The sequence below is a fragment of the Massilia sp. CFBP 13721 genome (assembly GCF_014842025.1).
Classification (GTDB): Bacteria; Pseudomonadota; Gammaproteobacteria; order Burkholderiales; family Burkholderiaceae_D; genus Telluria.
The window spans coordinates 1-15,812 of the sequence record NZ_JACYUY010000016.1 but is presented as its reverse complement, the minus strand read 5'-3'; the positions used below and the strand labels follow the sequence as shown (position 1 = coordinate 15,812).

At 64.6% G+C, this 15,812-nt stretch carries 16 protein-coding genes, 1 rRNA gene and 1 pseudogene; 11 read left to right on the top strand and 7 right to left on the bottom strand.

Annotated features, from left to right (window positions below; translation table 11 throughout):
- Positions 1-58: 58 nt before the first annotated feature.
- The gene (locus tag IFT60_RS15715; protein ID WP_192053158.1) at positions 59-772 is read left to right on the top strand and encodes a class I SAM-dependent methyltransferase; all 714 of its coding nucleotides are present in this window, start codon (positions 59-61) and stop codon (positions 770-772) included.
- Between the two features lie 145 nt (positions 773-917).
- Here the strand turns inward: IFT60_RS15715 and gshA are convergent, their stop codons facing one another.
- The 4 genes from gshA to IFT60_RS15695 all read right to left on the bottom strand — a co-directional run bounded on the left by gshA (position 918) and on the right by IFT60_RS15695 (position 4,948).
- Positions 918-2,219 (bottom strand): glutamate--cysteine ligase, encoded by a 1,302-nt coding sequence (gene gshA, locus IFT60_RS15710; RefSeq protein ID WP_192053156.1) that lies wholly within the window; start codon positions 2,217-2,219, stop codon positions 918-920.
- 200 nt (positions 2,220-2,419) lie between these two features.
- Positions 2,420-3,820, bottom strand: coding sequence for an ammonium transporter (locus IFT60_RS15705; protein WP_192053154.1), 1,401 nt, complete (start codon positions 3,818-3,820; stop codon positions 2,420-2,422).
- An 11-nt stretch (positions 3,821-3,831) separates the two neighbouring features.
- Positions 3,832-4,170 carry a P-II family nitrogen regulator gene (gene glnK, locus IFT60_RS15700; RefSeq protein WP_192053152.1) on the bottom strand — a complete coding sequence of 113 codons (339 nt, stop codon included), beginning with the start codon at positions 4,168-4,170 and terminating at the stop codon, positions 3,832-3,834.
- A gap of 13 nt (positions 4,171-4,183) precedes the next feature.
- Positions 4,184-4,948, bottom strand: a complete 765-nt coding sequence (locus tag IFT60_RS15695) for a TorF family putative porin (RefSeq protein WP_192053150.1) — start codon at positions 4,946-4,948, stop codon at positions 4,184-4,186.
- 244 nt (positions 4,949-5,192) lie between these two features.
- Here IFT60_RS15695 and IFT60_RS15690 point away from each other — a divergent pair, with 244 nt between their 5' ends.
- The 4 genes from IFT60_RS15690 (at position 5,193) to IFT60_RS15675 (ending at position 9,258) form a co-directional block, all read left to right on the top strand.
- Positions 5,193-5,447, top strand: coding sequence for an accessory factor UbiK family protein (locus tag IFT60_RS15690; protein WP_136222310.1), 255 nt, complete (start codon positions 5,193-5,195; stop codon positions 5,445-5,447).
- Between the two features lie 42 nt (positions 5,448-5,489).
- The gene (locus IFT60_RS15685; RefSeq protein WP_192053148.1) at positions 5,490-7,967 is read left to right on the top strand and encodes an adenosylcobalamin-dependent ribonucleoside-diphosphate reductase; all 2,478 of its coding nucleotides are present in this window, start codon (positions 5,490-5,492) and stop codon (positions 7,965-7,967) included.
- 95 nt (positions 7,968-8,062) lie between these two features.
- Positions 8,063-8,605, top strand: a complete 543-nt coding sequence (locus IFT60_RS15680; protein WP_192053146.1) for an OmpH/Skp family outer membrane protein — start codon at positions 8,063-8,065, stop codon at positions 8,603-8,605.
- 98 nt (positions 8,606-8,703) lie between these two features.
- Positions 8,704-9,258, top strand: coding sequence for a DUF2239 family protein (locus IFT60_RS15675; protein ID WP_192053144.1), 555 nt, complete (start codon positions 8,704-8,706; stop codon positions 9,256-9,258).
- Positions 9,259-9,413: 155 nt separating this feature from the next.
- On the opposite strand, the gene IFT60_RS15670 is transcribed toward IFT60_RS15675, so the two are convergent.
- Positions 9,414-9,875 carry a hypothetical protein gene (locus IFT60_RS15670; protein ID WP_192053142.1) on the bottom strand — a complete coding sequence of 154 codons (462 nt, stop codon included), beginning with the start codon at positions 9,873-9,875 and terminating at the stop codon, positions 9,414-9,416.
- 150 nt (positions 9,876-10,025) lie between these two features.
- Between IFT60_RS15670 and IFT60_RS26825 the strand changes: the two are divergent.
- Positions 10,026-10,133 (top strand): annotated as a pseudogene (locus IFT60_RS26825) (magnesium chelatase domain-containing protein); the annotation flags it as partial.
- 31 nt (positions 10,134-10,164) lie between these two features.
- On the opposite strand, the gene IFT60_RS15660 reads toward IFT60_RS26825, so the two are convergent.
- The gene (locus IFT60_RS15660) at positions 10,165-10,458 is read right to left on the bottom strand and encodes a hypothetical protein (protein ID WP_192053140.1); all 294 of its coding nucleotides are present in this window, start codon (positions 10,456-10,458) and stop codon (positions 10,165-10,167) included.
- 168 nt (positions 10,459-10,626) lie between these two features.
- Here IFT60_RS15660 and IFT60_RS15655 point away from each other — a divergent pair, with 168 nt between their 5' ends.
- The 5 genes from IFT60_RS15655 (at position 10,627) to IFT60_RS15635 (ending at position 15,419) form a co-directional block, all read left to right on the top strand.
- Positions 10,627-12,144, top strand: a complete 1,518-nt coding sequence (locus tag IFT60_RS15655; protein ID WP_192053138.1) for a YifB family Mg chelatase-like AAA ATPase — start codon at positions 10,627-10,629, stop codon at positions 12,142-12,144.
- A gap of 50 nt (positions 12,145-12,194) precedes the next feature.
- Positions 12,195-12,707, top strand: a complete 513-nt coding sequence (locus IFT60_RS15650; RefSeq protein ID WP_192053136.1) for a hypothetical protein — start codon at positions 12,195-12,197, stop codon at positions 12,705-12,707.
- Between the two features lie 59 nt (positions 12,708-12,766).
- Complete coding sequence (locus tag IFT60_RS15645) at positions 12,767-13,438, top strand: ABC transporter ATP-binding protein (protein WP_374000922.1); 672 nt, start codon at positions 12,767-12,769, stop codon at positions 13,436-13,438.
- Between the two features lie 8 nt (positions 13,439-13,446).
- Complete coding sequence (locus IFT60_RS15640) at positions 13,447-15,000, top strand: permease-like membrane multi-spanning protein (protein ID WP_192053133.1); 1,554 nt, start codon at positions 13,447-13,449, stop codon at positions 14,998-15,000.
- Between the two features lie 74 nt (positions 15,001-15,074).
- Positions 15,075-15,419: a DUF1840 domain-containing protein gene (locus IFT60_RS15635; RefSeq protein ID WP_192053131.1), complete on the top strand. Its 345-nt coding sequence runs from the start codon at positions 15,075-15,077 to the stop codon at positions 15,417-15,419.
- Between the two features lie 139 nt (positions 15,420-15,558).
- Here the strand turns inward: IFT60_RS15635 and rrf are convergent.
- A 5S ribosomal RNA gene (rrf, locus tag IFT60_RS15630) occupies positions 15,559-15,671 on the bottom strand.
- Positions 15,672-15,812: the final 141 nt, after the last annotated feature.

The following is a 15,812-nucleotide window of genomic DNA, read 5'->3' as shown; positions in this document are numbered from 1 at the left end:
GCGAGGACGCCTGAGCGCGCGCAAACCGGAGCACGATTGCCTGGGCGACGATGGACGCATGACTGCTCAACTCGACCAACAAGCGGAACAAGACCGCATCGCCAGCGTCTATCGCAGCTGGCACGGCGGCGCGGCGCTGGCGCGCTACGCCTGGCACCGGCCCGACATCGTGGTCCAGCACGCCATGCGCTTGCGCGTATTGTCGCGCCTGCTCGCCAATACCGTCGGCACCGACCTCGGCAAGGTACGCGCCGTCGACGTCGGCTGCGGCACTGGCGGCTTCCTGCGCCAGCTGATCGATTGGGGGGCGACGCCCGCCAACCTCACCGGGACCGAACTCCAGCAAGACCGGCTCGACCTTGCCCAACCGCGTTCGGCGCCCGGCGTACACTGGCATTGCGGCGCCCTGAATGCGCTGCCGGCGGCCAGCGCCGACCTCGTCAGCGCGCAAACCGTGCTCTCGTCGATCCTCGACCCCGAGCTGCGCCAGCAGCTCGCGGCCGACATGTGGCGCGTGCTGAAACCCGGCGGCTGGTGCCTCGTCTTCGACTTCCGCTACAACAACCCGCGCAACCCGCACGTGCGCAAGGTCACGCGCGCCGAGCTCGACAGTTACTGGCCAGGGCACCGCCAGCAGTACCAGACCCTGCTGCTGGCCCCGCCCGTCGGCCGCGCACTGGCCGGTCTGCCGGCACTGGTGAGCGAAACCCTGGCGGCCCTGGCGCCGCCGCTGCGCTCGCATTTCATGTACATGGTGCAGAAGGAGCGGTAAAACGGCCACGGTGGCGTAGGGTGGGCACTTGTGCCCACGCGTGACGTTCGCACCGTGTTGGCTGGTCTTTCTTAAAGCGAGGCCAACTCCATTCGACGTTTACGCGTGGGCACAGGGCGCCCACCCTACAGCCTATCCCGAGACTTCAATACACTTCCGGATTCGGATCTGTCCGCTCCATCTCCAGCGACGCCGCCAGTAAGCCCAGGCGCGCGACGACGCCGTACACGTAAAACCGGTTCGGCGCCGCCGTCCCCGGTTTCGCCTTCAAATCCGGTACCGCGTGCTGCTGGGCAAACGCAAGCGGCACGTATTGCGAGCCCGGTGCGTTCAGGTTCTGGTCGATGCCGCGTTCGGCGTGCACGCGGTAGAAGCCGCCGACCACGTAGCGGTCGATCATGCAGACCACCGGCTCGGCCACCGCGTCGTCGATCTTTTCGAAGGTCGGCACGCCTTCCTGCACGATCAGGTCGGTGACGGCCAGGCCATCCTTGACCACCGACATCTTGGCGCGCTGCTTGAGCGTCAGGTCGCGCACTTCGCTGGCGTCCTTGATCGTCATGATGCCCATGCCGTAAGTGCCGGCGTCCGGCTTCACGATCACGAAGGGCTTTTGTTCCTTCATGCCGTATTCCTTGTACTTCTTCTTGATCTTCGACAGCAGCGCCGACACCGCGTCGGCCAGGGCCTCGGTGCCCTGGTCGTGCTCGAGGTCGACGTCGCCGACCTTCGCATGCAGCGGGTTGACCAGCCACGGATCGATGTCGATCAGCTTGCCAAATTTCTTCGCCACTTCGTCGAAGGCTTTCAGGTGATTGCTCTTGCGGCGAATTGCCCAGCCGGCGTGGACCGGCGGCAGCAGCGACTGTTCGTGGACGTTTTCCAGGATCGACGGGATGCCCGCCGACAGATCGTTGTTGAGCAGGATGGTGCACGGATCGAAGTCGGCCAGGCCCAGGCGGCGGCCGTTGGGCGAACGCACCAGCGGCTCGACCACCAGCATGTTCCCGTCGGGCAGCGCCAGCGGGGTCGGCTGCGTCACCTCCGGCGAGAGCGAACCCAGGCGCACGTGCAGGCCGGTCTGGCGGAAGATCTGCATGAGGCGCGCCACGTTTTGCAGGTAATGCGGGTTGCGTGTCTGCGTTTCCGGGATCAGGAGCAGGTTGCGCGCGTCCGGACAATACTTGTCGATCGCCGCCATGGCCGCCTGCACGGTCAGCGGCAGCATCTCCGTGGCCAGGTTGTTGAAACCGCCCGGGAACAGGTTGGTGTCGACCGGCGCCAGTTTATAACCGGCGTTGCGCAGGTCGACCGAGCAATAGAATGGCGGCGTGTGCTCCTGCCACTCGAGGCGGAACCAGCGCTCGATCGCCGGCGTGGCGTCGAGAATCTTTTTTTCTAAATCGAGCAGCGGGCCGGTCAGGGCGGTAGCGAGGTGCGGAACCATGAAAGTGGGCGTCCTTATTGTGCTTTAAAAGCGGTGCTTTAAAAGCGGTGCTTTAAAAGCGTGGCTTTAAAAGCGGGCTTCTTGGGAATCGATGCCCTTATTTGGGGCAATTTTCACCATTTTAAAGGCAATGCTGCAGCGCACGAGAATAAAAAAAGCGCCCCGCAGGGCGCCTTGGTTATGCTGATCGGGTCGCGGTGTTACGCATGGTACGCCGATTCGCCGTGGCTGGTAATATCCAGGCCCTCGCGTTCCTGCTCTTCCGGCACGCGCAGCCCGATCACGAGGTCGACGAGTTTGAAGGCCACGAAGGCAATCACGGCCGACCAGATGATGGTCACGCCCACCGCCTGGGCCTGTACCCAGACCTGGTGGCCGATCGAGTAGTCGGGCGAGGCCTTGTTGGCGACGTAATCCCAGACGCCCTGCCCGCCCAACTGCGGCGAGGCGAACACGCCGGTCAGCAAGGCGCCGACGATGCCGCCGACGCCGTGCACGCCGAACACGTCGAGCGAATCGTCGACACGCAGCATGCGCTTCAGGCCATTCACGCCCCACAGGCAGACGATGCCGCCGACCAGGCCGATCACCAGCGCGCCCATCGGGCCGACGAAGCCGCAGGCCGGGGTAATGGCGACCAGGCCCGAGACGGCGCCCGACGCGGCGCCCAGCATCGACGGTTTACCCTTGGTGAGCCATTCGCCCATGGTCCAGGCGATGGTGGCGGCGGCGGTGGCCAGCAGCGTGTTGATGAAGGCGAGCGCCGCGACGTCGCCGGCTTCCAGCGCCGAACCGGCGTTGAAGCCGAACCAGCCGACCCACAGCAGCGAGGCGCCGATCATGGTCATGGTCATCGAGTGCGGCGCCATCGATTCGCGGCCGTAGCCGACGCGCTTGCCGATCACGTAGGCGCCGACCAGGCCAGCCACTGCCGCGTTGATATGGACCACGGTACCGCCTGCGAAGTCGAGCGCGCCCTTCTGCCACAGCCAGCCGGCGGCGTCGGTCACGGCGGCCAGCGATGCCGCGTCGGTGATCGCGTCCGGACCGGCCCAGAACCAGACCATGTGCGCCACCGGCAGGTAGCCGAAGGTGAACCACAGCACCACGAAAGCCAGCACGGCGGCGAAGCGCGCGCGTTCGGCAAAGGCGCCGACGATCAGGGCGCAGGTGATGGCGGCAAAGGTACCCTGGAAGGCGACGAAGATGAATTCGGGGATCATCGTCTCCTTGCTGAAGGTGCCGGCCATGCTGAACACGCCCGCCACCGGATCGTAGATCCCGTTCAGGAAGGCGCGATCAAAACCGCCGATAAAGGCGCTGCCGCCCGTGAATGCCAGCGAATAGCCGTACAGGCACCACAGCACGATAATCAGCGAGAACACCATGAACACTTGCAGCAGCACCGACAGCATGTTCTTCGCGCGCACCAGGCCGCCGTAGAACAGCGCCAGGCCCGGGATCGACATCATGATCACCAGCAGGGTGGCGACGAACATCCAGGCGGTGTCGCCCTTGTTGATGGAAGGCGCGGCCATGGCCGGCAAGGCCACGCCGAGACCCAGCGCAGCGGCGAGGATTTTGTGCATCATTGGTTTCATTGGAAATCCCCTTACAGTGCGTCGTTGCCGGTCTCGCCGGTACGGATACGGATGACCTGGTTGAGGTCGGACACGAAGATCTTGCCGTCGCCGATCTTGCCGGTGCGCGCGGCGCCCTGGATGGCGTCGATGACCTGGTCGATGACGGCATCGTCGACGGCCGCCTCGATCTTGATTTTCGGGAGGAAGTCGACCACGTACTCGGCGCCGCGATAGAGCTCGGTATGGCCCTTCTGGCGCCCGAAGCCTTTGACTTCGGTGACCGTCATGCCCTGCACGTTAATTTCCGACAGCGCCTCACGCACTTCGTCGAGCTTGAAGGGCTTGATAATGGCGGTAATCAGTTTCATCGCATTGCCTCTTTCAGAAAGTTTTTGAGATCGACACGACCGCTGCCGAACGGCCCTGGTTGCGTCCATCGGGAACGAAATAGGCCTCGGTGTCGGCCTTGACCCAGGCCACGGCCACGCTGGCGAAGCCGAAGTCCTTGGTGAAGCCGAGCTTGTAATCGTTATAGGACAAGGCACTGTTGTTCTTCACGCGCTGGCGGCCGACGTGCATGTTCAGCACCAGGCCTTCAATGGATTCGATCGGCAGGTTGGCGCCGAAGTCGAGGTAGCCGCTCTGCTTGCTGTCGGGGGTGCCGAACAGGTTGCTGGTCGCGTGCGAATACTTCAGGTAAGCCGGGCCGATGCCGATCTGGCCGTACAGCTCGAAGGTGTTCGCGTTCGGATTGAGATCGTTCGACGGGTACCAGTAGTACAGGCCGCCGACGTCGTAGCTGACGTATTCGTTGATCTGGCCACGCTTGCCTGCGTACAGGTCGACTTCGACGTCGCCGTCGCCGCCCAGGTCCTTGGTCCACTTGATGGTGGACAGCCAGGTGCCGACGTACAGGCCGGACGGGGTATGGGTATAGTCGGCGCCGCCCTGCAGGGCCGGGTCGAAGCGGGTTTGCGACAGGCCGCGGTAGCGGTATTCGTTGGTGAGCGTGGCGTTGAAGCTGACCGTATGCTCTGCTGCCGGTGCCTCCTGGGCCTGCGCCGGCGCCTGTACACTCGCCATCATTGCCAGCGCGAGCATGAACGCGCTCCCCGTTGCTGCACTTCCTGCTAACTTGCTCTTCATGACGATTCCCCTGGATGTGGATGGATGTGGTGTCTTCGTTGCTTGAGTTGCAGCTTTATTCATCCTGTAGCAGAATGCGTGCCAGCTCACCGGGGCGTCGCATGTGCTTGATTTCTTGCGTACTTGCCCCATTTTTGGTGCTAATCACCACAAATTCGTGCGTACTGCGGGCAACACGCGCCGCCACGCACTAAACGAGGTCGCCGCGCACCACCGTGGTGCGCCGCCTCGCCGAACAGGACTGATGGACATGAATAATTTCTTCAACGACTTGCAAGGCAAGATCAACCAGGCGATGGAAAGCTCGCCCGCCAAGGACATCGAGCGCAATGTCAAGGCGATGATGACCCAGGGCTTTTCCAAACTCGACCTGGTGACCCGCGAGGAATTCGACATCCAGGCCCAGGTGCTGGCCAAGACGCGCGCCAAGCTTGAAGCGCTCGAGCTGCGCGTGGCCGAGCTGGAAGCGCGGCTGACGGAGACGGCTCCGAAGGTGTAAGCGCTCCCGGCGCATGCTGTAGTTGTTAACGAAAGCGGCGCCATGAATGCAAAAGAAAAACTGATCGGCACGGACTTGCCCCCGCAAGAGGTCTCGATCGACGTACTGCGCGAAAAATACGCAAAAGGCGATGAAACCTCGGTCGCCGACGTGCGCCGGCGCGTGGCCCACGCCCTCGCCGCGCACGAGGCGCCGCAGCAGCGCGCCGAATGGGCCGAGCGCTTCCTGTGGGCCATGGAACATGGCTTCGTCCCGGGCGGACGCATCAACTCGGCCGCCGGCCTCGATCTGAAAGCTACCCTCATCAACTGTTTCGTCCAGCCGGTCGGCGACTCCGTCACCGGCGTCGAGGACGGCCTGCCCGGCATCTATACGGCGCTGGCCGAAGCGGCGGAAACGATGCGCCGCGGCGGCGGCGTCGGCTACGACTTCAGCGCCATCCGCCCCTTGGGCGCCGTCGTGCACGGCACCCGCTCGCGCGCGTCCGGCCCGGTGTCGTACATGGAATTGTTCGACGCCTCCTGCCGTACCGTCGAATCGGCCGGCGCCCGCCGCGGCGCCCAGATGGGCGTGCTGCGCATCGACCATCCCGACATCGAACGTTTTATTGCGGCCAAGGACCGCGGCGCCCTCTCGAATTTCAATATCTCAGTGGGCGTGAGCGACGCCTTCATGCAGGCGCTGGAAACGGACGCCGGTTTCTCCCTCGTGCACCGCGCCGAGCCCGGAGAAGAGCTGGTCGCCGCCGGCGCCTGCCAGCGCGAGGATGGCCTGTGGGTCTGGCGCGAGGTGCGCGCCCGCGCACTGTGGGACAGCATCATGGCCTCGACCTACGACCATGCCGAGCCGGGCGTGCTGTTCATCGACCGCATGAACGGCGAAAACAACCTGTGGTATTGCGAACAGCTGCGCGCGACCAATCCCTGCGGCGAGCAGCCGCTGCCGGCGTATGGCTGCTGCGATCTCGGCTCCCTGAACCTCACCTGCTTCGTCGATCAGCCGTTCACGCCCCGGGCCCGCTTCGACCTCGAACGCATGCGCGACGTGGCCACCATCGCGGTACGCATGCTCGACCTGGTACTCGATGCCACCGAATGGCCGCTGCCGCAGCAGGCGGCGGAAGCGCGCGCCAAGCGCCGCATCGGCCTCGGCTTCCTGGGCCTGGGCAGCGCGCTGGTGATGCTGGGCCTGCGCTACGACGCCCCCGAAGGCCGCGCGCTGGCCGCGCAGATCGCAGAGAATTTGCGCGATGCAGCCTATGGGGCGTCGATTGAACTGGCGCGCGAAAAAGGCGCCTTTCCCCTGTTCGACGCCGCGCGCTACCTGGACGGCGCCTTCGTATCTCGCCTGCCGCCCGCGCTGCGTGAAGCCATCCGCACGTACGGCATCCGCAACTCGCACCTGCTGTCGATTGCACCGACCGGTACCATCGCCCTCGCCTTTGCCGACAACGCCTCGAACGGCATCGAGCCGGCCTATTCCTGGACCTACCAGCGCAGGAAGCGCATGCCCGACGATGCAATGCGCGCCTACGAAGTGCAGGACCATGCCTGGCGCCTGTACCGGCGCCTCCACCCCGAGGCCACGCCGGAGGGTGCGCTGTCGCCGGCTTTCGTGACCGCGCTGCAGATGCGTGCCGACGACCACCTGCGCATGCTGGAAGCCGTCCAGCCCTTCATCGATACCTCGATCTCGAAGACGGTGAACGTACCTGCCGACTATCCGTATGACGATTTCCGCGGCCTCTACCTGGAAGCCTGGCGCGCCGGCCTGAAGGGACTGGCGACCTACCGCCCGAACACGGTGCTGGGCAGCGTGCTCGGCGCCAGCCCGTCGACCGACGCCGCCGCCTGTCCCGACGAAGACCCGCTGAGGAAGCGCTTCGAAGGGCGGCCGCTGGGAGAACTCGATTCGGTCACCTCGAAGATCGAGTACGCAACCCAGGAAGGCCGCAAGACCCTGTACCTGACGGTGAGCTTCATCCGCGTCGAGGGCATGGCCGACGGCGTGCCGGTAACGATCGAACGTCCCTTCGAATTCTTCATGCCGGCCAACCAGCGCAGCGACGGCCAGCAGTGGATCACTTCCTCGATGCGCCTGCTGTCGATGCTAGCGCGCGCCGGCGGGCCGATCGCGAAAGCGCTGGCCGACATGCGCGACGTGGTCTGGGAAAAGGGACCGGTGCGCTGCGGTTTCCTCACGCGCGAAGACGGCACCCGGGTGCCCGTGTTCCACGACTCCGAGGCGGCGGCGGTCGGCTTCATGCTGCAGCGGATCCTGATTGGACGCGGCTTCCTCGACAGCCAGGGCAATGGCGTGCCGGTGGCGCAGCTGGCGCGCCAGCTGGCCGCGAGGACGGCCACACTCGAAACGGCGCCGCAGGACGCCGTGGCCATTCCCGCTGCGGCTGAGCCGCGGGCGCTTGGCGCCAAATGCCCGGAGTGCGGCGCTCGTGCGTTGCGCAAGAGCGACGGCTGTACGCGCTGCGACAACTGCCAATATGTGGGGGAATGCGGCTGAGTTGTCGTTCCGGCCGGGCCGGCGCGGTGATACCATCGTGGAATCCGGCTGCCCGGCAGTGTGCGTGCGGCCGGCCCACAACCGAAGGAAATTCATTGAACAAGTATGTGACGTATGCGCACCGAATTGCGCTTTGTCCTGCGCTCTGCCTTGCGCTCGGCCTGGCATGCACCGTCCCGGCCCACGCCCAGGACGCCGGCCGCGCGCCCGAGGCGCGGATCGTCGTGGTGGACGTCGAGCGCCTGCTGGGCGAGTCGAAACGCGCACGTAGCGCCGCCGCCAGGATCGAGGCCGAATTCGCACCGCGGCGCCAGCAGATCCAGGCCCAGCTGCGTCAGCTGCGCGAGATGTCGGAAAAGCTGGCCCAGGATACGCCGCGCCTCGACGACCGTGAACAACTGGTCCGTTCGCGCGCGGTGGGCGAGCTCGAACGGACCGTGCGCCGCGCCCAGGAGCGCATCAAGGATGATTTTGCCGAACGCACGCATGCCGAGCGCACCGCGCTTGCCATACGCATCCACGACATCGTGCAAGCCCTGCCCGCCCGCCAGGGCGTGGACGTGGTCCTGACGCGCACGATCTGGCACCGGCCGCAGATCGACGTCACCGACAAGGTGGAAGCGCTGCTGGACCGCTGACCGCATCAATTTTACCCGGATATTATTGCAGTCTTATTTTTATCCGGGTAATATCTCCGCATGCGTGCCAGCCTGGCGCGCGCCTCCAGGAGAATCCCATGCTGCCGAGTCATTGCATCGCCTTCGCCGGAACCGAACTGCTGGCCAAGGGCGAACTCGTCGCTGTCGTGCGCGCCGTCAAGGCGGCGCTCGACGGCGGCACCGACCGTTCGATCGCGCTGCTCGATGCGGCGACCAGCCGTCCCGTCGAAATCAATTTCACCGGTACCAAAGAAGAAGTACTGCAGCGCATTCCGCGTGCGCCCATGCGCAGCGCCGGCCGCCCCAAGCTGGGCGTGGTGCCGCGCGAAGTGACCCTGCTGCCGCGCCATTGGGAATGGCTGGCGAAGCAGCCCGGCGGCGCCTCGGTGGCGCTGCGCAAGCTGGTCGAGCACGCGTCGCGCGATGCACGCGATGCCGACACGATGCGCGAAGCACGCGACGCGGCCTACCGCTTCATGCACGAGCTGATGGGGGATGCACCGGGGTTCGAGGAGGCGTCGCGGGCGCTGTTCGCGGGGGATGGGGAGCGATTTAACAGCCTGGTCGCGGAGTGGCCGGTGGGGGTGCGGGAGCACTTGCTGGAGCTGGCCGGGCCGGCGTTCGGTAGCTGAACGCATGCGTACAACGCGTGGAGTCGGGAGGCTCGGCGCCCCCTCCACCCTACGTGCACCTGAGATCGTAGGGTGGAGTCCTGACTCCACGCGGTACAACGTTTCTGCAGCCCCGCAATAAAAACGCCCGGCTCGTATGATCACACCTATGCCATTCAGGACTGCAGGCTGACCCTCACGACCGGGGCATCGAGGGATACGACGTCGATGATGTGATTAAGACAAAAAATCCCATAATGGACGAAGGGTCCTGGATAGCTCGCATCGGCAAAGGTCGCCTTCACCAGAAAATCCAGATAGCGCGAGCGCGCATACCTGACGAAGAGCCTGCCATCGAACTCCTCGTACGCATCGACTAAGCAAAAGCTTTCGTTGCGGACCGAATACGCCACATAGCTCGGCCAGTAGAGTTCGAATATTTGGCACCCTGAACCAGATTCGATTCTGGATGCCGTACTCAAAATTTCGTGGAGTGCTTCATTGCGCTCATCGACCGAGCCCGGTGCACCGTCTGACTTGGCCTCGACAATCTTCAACCGCAATTCGTTATCGCTTGGCTCTCCGATCTCTTCCAGGTAAAGATAGGCGCATGCATCGATTGCATCGGTATCGCGCATAAAAGCGTCCCCTGTCAATGAACAATATCGGCATGATAACGCGGCGCTTGGGGGCGCAAGCAGGTTGCGCGGCTCTGCTCTTGCGCAAACGAATACTGCTTACTGCTCCTATGATGTGGCGACTTCGCATTGCCTGCATAAGGGAGTCCAATGAGTCTCGCCGTCTTACGCAGCCGCGCCCTCGCCGACATGGAAGCCCCCGCCGTCAGCGTCGAAGCCCACCTTGCCAACGCATTGCCGGGACTGACCAGCGTCGGCACACATGCACCACGTTGAGCTTCTCCTAGCGTTAAACCTTCGCCCCACCCGACGTACCCAGAAAGTGAACAGTAGAGAGCAAGCTGCAATCGGCACCCGAGCGCAGGAGCCGAATGAGCTTGCGCATTTCGGCTTCTTGCATTTGTCGGTACGCGCCGTCCTTCGCGCGTATGTCTTCGTCGGCCAGGAAATGCTGTAACCCGTGGAAGCAGCTTTGCAGTTCGTCGCCTTGATTTACCGGGTTATCCAGCACGTCCTGAAGCTTGGCCATACCGTCCAGCACACATTGAAGTTCAGCCGCCAGCGCCTCGTTTGTTTTTGTCATTGCCTCTGTGTCCTGTGATCGAATCGCCTTGCTGTAGCCCCGATGCCGGATGACAGCTGTACAGCGAGCGGCTCCTGCCGAGCAATGACACGCCTGTTTGGCCTCAAGCTGCAACTCGCCAGTGCTCCTACCATGTCGCAACCGTATTGATGCGATTGAAGGAACGAGATGAGTCTAGCAGTCCTGAGAAGCCGCGCCCTCGCCGGCATGGAAGCCCCCGCCGTCAGCGTCGAAGTCCACCTCGCCAACGGCCTCCCCGGGCTGACGATCGTCGGCCTTCCCGATGCCGAGGTGCGCGAGGCGAAAGACCGAGTGCGCGCCGCCTTGCAGAACGTCGGTTTCGAGATGCCGGCGCGGCGCATTACCGTGAACCTGGCGCCGGCCGACCTGCCGAAGGAGTCGGGCCGTTTCGATTTGCCGATCGCGCTCGGGATCCTGGCGGCGTCGGGCCAGATCCCGGCCAAGGAACTGGACCGCTACGAGTTCGCCGGCGAGCTGTCGCTTTCGGGACAACTGCGTCCGGTGCGCGGGGCGCTGGCGATGACGTTTGCGATTGGACGAACTGGTGCGGACAAGGCACGCGCATTCATCCTGCCGCGCGCCAATGCCGACGAGGCCGCGCTGGTGACCGACGCTGCCATCTATCCGGCCGACACGCTGCTGCAGGTGTGCGCGCATTTCGCCGCCGTCGAGGATGGTGCGCGGCTGGACCGCTACCGCAACGAGCGTCCCGGACAGCCGGTGCGCTATCCCGACTTTTCCGACGTCAAAGGCCAGCAGCACGCCAAGCGCGCACTCGAGATTGCGGCGGCGGGCAACCATTCGCTATTGCTGATGGGACCGCCCGGCGCCGGTAAAAGCATGCTGGCGGCACGCTTCCCCGGCTTGCTGCCGCCGATGACGGACGAGGAAGCGCTGGAAGCAGCTGCGGTGCAATCGCTGAACGGCAGCTTTTCGGCCGAGCGCTGGCGCGTGCGTCCGTTTCGCAGCCCGCACCATACGAGTTCGGGCGTGGCCCTGGTCGGTGGCGGCGGTGTGCCGCGTCCGGGCGAAGTCTCGCTGGCGCATTGCGGCGTATTGTTTCTGGACGAGCTGCCCGAATTCGACCGCAAGGTGCTCGAGGTGCTGCGCCAGCCGCTCGAGTCGGGCCGCATCACGATCTCGCGCGCGGCGCAGCAGGCCGATTTTCCGGCGCGCTTCCAGCTCATCGCCGCCATGAATCCCTGCCCTTGCGGCTGGCAGGGCCATCCGTCCGGTAAGTGCCACTGTACCAGCGAGAGTGCGCTGCGCTACCGCGACCGCATTTCCGGTCCCCTGCTCGACCGCATCGACATGCAGATCGAAGTCAACGCCATGTCGCCCGATGCAATGAGTGCGCGTGCCGATGGCGAGAGCAGTGCCGGCATCGCCGCGCGGGTCGCCCTTGCCCATGCGGTGCAGCTGGAACGCCAGGGCAAGCCCAACCAGCGCCTCAACACGCACGAGATCGAACGCCATTGCGCACTCGACCCGCTGGGTGAACGGACGCTGCGCTCGGCCATGTCGCTGATGAACTGGTCGGCGCGGGCCTATCATCGCGTATTGAAAGTGGCGCGCACGATCGCCGACCTGGCGGATGCGCCGGTGATCGGTGGCGCCCACATGGCCGAAGCGGTGCAGTACCGGCGCGGCTTGAACGAACGCTGAGCGTTCCGGCCGAGGTAGCGCGGGGCCGGCCGCCCTGCTACCATCGACGCATGCAAAAACGACTATTTTGTGCGCTGCCATTGGCGGCTACCTTGCTGCTGGCCGGCTGCAACCCGACCTATAACTGGCGCGACTACAGCAGTCCCGATGCGCCGTACCGGATCATGTTCCCGGCCAAGCCGGCAACGCACACGCGCAGCGTCGACCTGGACGGCATGCGGGTGGACATGACGATGACGGCGGCCGAGGTCGAAGGCGTGACCTTTGCCGTCGGAACCGGCATCGCTCCGGATGCGGCGCGCGCCCAGACCGCGGTCGCCGCCATGAAGACGGCGCTCGTGCGCAATATCGGCGCCAAGGTCGCGCGCGAAAGCACACCTGCCGGCCCCGACAGCGTGGTCGACATCGATGCGGTCGGCAGCGCGAACGGCCAGCCCATGCAGCTGCGTGGCCGGTTCGAGGCGCACGGCAAGCGTTTTTATCAAGTGGTGGTAATGGGCAAGGCGAATGCAATGACGCCGGAACACGTTGAACAGTTCATTTCTTCGTTCAAACTGCTGTGATGACGGGGACGCCTGCGTTAGTGCTCGCCGGACTGAGCAAACATTTCGGCCGCCCCGCCGTGGATGGGTTGGACCTCACGGTCGGACGCGGCGAATTCTATGCCCTGCTGGGGCCGAACGGCGCGGGCAAGACGACGACCCTGCGCATGGTGGCCGGCCTGGTCGCGCCGGATGCGGGGCGGATCGAGGTGCTCGGCATCGACCTGGCGGCCGATCCGGCGGCGGCCAAGCGCCGCATCGCCTATCTGCCGGACGAGCCGATGTTGTATGGCAAGCTGAAACCCGTCGAATACCTGGAATTCGTGGCCGGCCTGTGGGGAATCGACGGCAAGGTGGCCGCGCCGCGGGCGCGCGAGCTGCTCGCCTGGCTCGACTTGGAGCAGCACGCGCATGAACTCACGGAGGGGTTTTCGCGCGGCATGAAGCAAAAGCTGGCGCTGGCCGGGGCCCTGATCCATGCGCCGGAATTGCTGATCCTGGACGAGCCGCTGACCGGACTCGACGCCGGCGCCGCGCGCCAGGTCAAGGACCTGCTGCTGGCGCACGTGGCCGGTGGCGGTACCGTGATCCTGACGACCCATATCCTTGAAGTGGCGGAGCGCCTGGCACAGCGCATCGGCATCATCCAGCACGGCCGGCTGATCGCGCAGGGGACGCTCGACGAGTTGCGCGTGGCCACGCCCGGTGCGACACTGGAAGAGATGTTCCTGCGCCTGACGGGACCGGCGTGAACCTCGGCGTGAACTTGCGTCCCGGCAGTACGTCCTGGCTGCTGCGCCATGAACTGCGGTTGTTCTGGTACACGACGGTTGCCGCCGGCAAAGCGGGTGCGCCGCGGCGGCCAAACTGGCGTGTGCTGGGCGGTGGCCTGCTGGCCTGGGCCGGCCTGCACGTCGGCGTTTTCTTCCTGCTGCGCGAACTCGGTCCCGGCACCGGCGCCCTGCCCCATCAATTCGTCGTCGCAGCCAGCGCAATGCTGCTGACAACCTTCCTCTTCATGCTCTCGAGCGCGCTCAAGGCGAGCGTGGAGACATTGTTCGAACGTGGAGACATGGACTTGCTGCTGTCCTCGCCCCTGCCCTCGCGCAGTATCTTCGGCGTCAAGCTGGCGGGAATGGCGCTGAGTGTCGCCGGACGCTACCTGTTCTTCCTGGCGCCCGTTGCCCATGTCGGCCTAGTGCTGGGGCAATTACGCTGGATGGCAATCTATCCCGTCCTGTGCGCGCTGGCTGTGTTGGCGGCATCCACGGCGATGCTGTTAACGCTGGTGCTGGTACGCCTGCTCGGCGCGCGCCGTACCCGTGTCGTGGCGCAGGTGTTGGGTGCGCTGGCCGGCGCCTTCTTGTTCCTGCTGTCGCAGGCCGGCACGCTGGTCTCGCAAGAGGATGGGCCGGCGCCGTCGGCGATCGCCAGGGTGATGGCTGCCGCGCAATCGCTCGACCCGCAGAGCCTGCTTTTGCTGCCGGCACGCGCCGCGCTGGGCGAGTCCGAGCCAGTGGCCGTCATCGCAGGGCTCGGCTTGCTCGCCGCGGTGCTGACCGTGCACGCGACGCACCGGTCCTTCGTGCGCGGCCTGCAACAGGCGGCAAGTAGCGAACGGGCGCCCAGGCGGACGGGGCCGGTACGCTATCGCTTCGAGCGCAGCCTGGTAGCGCTCATCATCGTCAAGGAATGGCGCCTGGTCCGGCGCGACCCGCATCTCATTTCGCAGGTGTTGCTGCAGCTGCTATATCTTCTTCCCTTGTGCTTGCTGGTATTCCGCAAGGACGAACTGCAGTTGCCGGCGATTGCCGGCGGTTTGACGATGCTGTGCGGTTCGCTCAGCGCTTCCCTGTCCTGGATCATCCTGCTGGCGGAAGACGCGCCCGACCTGCTGCAAACGGCGCCGGCGCAGTCGCGCACGGTACGGATGGCGAAACTGGCGGCCGCCGTGACGCCGGTTTTCGCACTGGTCGTGCTGCCGCTGCTGTGGCTGACCGTGCGCTCGCCGCTGGCCGGGGTCGTTACGGCGGCAACCGTCTGTGGTGCCGTCCTGAGTGCGGCACTGGTCAATGTATGGACGGGCCGACCGACGCCGCGTGGCGAATTCAAGAACCGGGGAAAACGCAGCATTGCGACGGTCCTGCTCGAACTGTGCAGCCTGCTGGCATGGGCGGCACTCGCCCTGCTGCTGCCGCGTGCGCTCGGCACGGCGCCGGTCGGTATCGCACTTGCCGGCATACTGGGCGCGACGGCAGCGATTGCCCTTGGCACGGTACCGCTTGCCTGGCTGCTGCGCCACCGCGTCCGCTAGCAGCGTGCGCGGCATGACCGCAAGCGGCACTCGTGTTATCGTTTAGTTACGATGAAAACACACGAGAATGCATTATGTTAATCACTTTCAAAAGCAAGGCGTATCCCGACGTGATGATGTACCAGGATCACGCAAAACGGATTCTTGACCTGCTCAACAAGGAGCCGGAAATCGGCGTCATCACCTCGGCCGAAGCCGAGCGCGCCGTGACGCTGCTCGAGCATGAAATCGAAGAGAGCCGCAAGCATCCGTCGACCGAACTGGTCGAGCAGGATATCAAGGCGCACCGGGGCGAAGACGACGACGATCCAGACCACGAGCAAGTACAAATGGTCAGCTTCTCGACGCGTGCGTACCCGATGCTCGAGATGCTGCGTGCGGCACGCGACAACAAGTGCGACATCCTCTGGGGCGTTTGAGTCCTGAATAGCCGTGGGTTCGTAGGGTGGACACTTGTGTCCACGCCGGCCCACCGGCTGATCAGCCATCGGCTCATACAAACCAACAGACGAAAAAAAACCCGCTCAGATCACTGAGCGGGTTTTTCTCTTATAACTAGCCTGACGATAACCTACTTTCACACTGGTTGCAGCACTATCATCGGCGCAAAGTCGTTTCACGGTCCTGTTCGGGATGGGAAGGGGTGGGACCGACTTGCTATGGTCATCAGGCATGACTTGTACGAGGCGTTGTCGATGTCGACAGCGTCTCAGAATCTGGAGGAAGTAAAGTTCAGGTCGTAGTCTGTCACAACAAACAGCACTGTATTCTCATTGCTATAACCTACCAAGGTTATAGGGACAAGCCGTACG